The organism is Nocardia sp. XZ_19_231 (genome assembly GCF_015355705.1).
Taxonomy (GTDB): domain Bacteria; phylum Actinomycetota; class Actinomycetes; order Mycobacteriales; family Mycobacteriaceae; genus Nocardia; species Nocardia salmonicida.
This window is the reverse complement of record NZ_JACUZI010000027.1, coordinates 1-533: the sequence shown is the minus strand read 5'-3', so window position 1 is coordinate 533 and position 533 is coordinate 1. Positions and strand designations below refer to the sequence as shown.

Below are 533 nucleotides of genomic sequence, written 5' to 3'. Positions count from 1 at the left end.
CCGAGGCTTATCGCAGCCTCCTACGTCCTTCATCGGCTCCTGGTGCCAAGGCATCCACCGTACGCTCTTAAACACTTACTAACAAAGATGCTCGCGTCCACTGTGCAGTTCTCAAACAACACACCCGAAGGAAGACAATTTCCCAGACCTACTCAGCAAGCCAAAGCCTGCCGGCGGTTTCTCGGAGACCCCATTCGGATCGTTTGTTTTGCCAGAAAGACACTCGCGTGTTCTTTCAGGACCCAACAGTGTGTCGGTATACCCATCGCGGACGATCGCTGAGGACCATCCGTATGCGATGAAAGTTGTCAGTGTTCCACCCATGAGCTCCAGCCGGACCACGAATGGGTCCGAAACTGTCTCTGCCAACCACTCACCAACCTGTGTTGGGAATGCGCTGGAGAATTGCTCCTTAGAAAGGAGGTGATCCAGCCGCACCTTCCGGTACGGCTACCTTGTTACGACTTCGTCCCAATCGCCGATCCCACCTTCGACGGCTCCCTCCCACAAGGGGTTAGGCCACCGGCTTCGGG

General features: G+C 55.9%; 2 rRNA genes. Both read right to left on the bottom strand.

The features are described 5' to 3' along the window. Nucleotides 1-81 (bottom strand): 23S ribosomal RNA (locus tag IBJ82_RS34395); the annotation flags it as partial. A gap of 335 nt (nt 82-416) precedes the next feature. Further along, a 16S ribosomal RNA gene (locus IBJ82_RS34390) occupies nt 417-533 on the bottom strand; the annotation flags it as partial.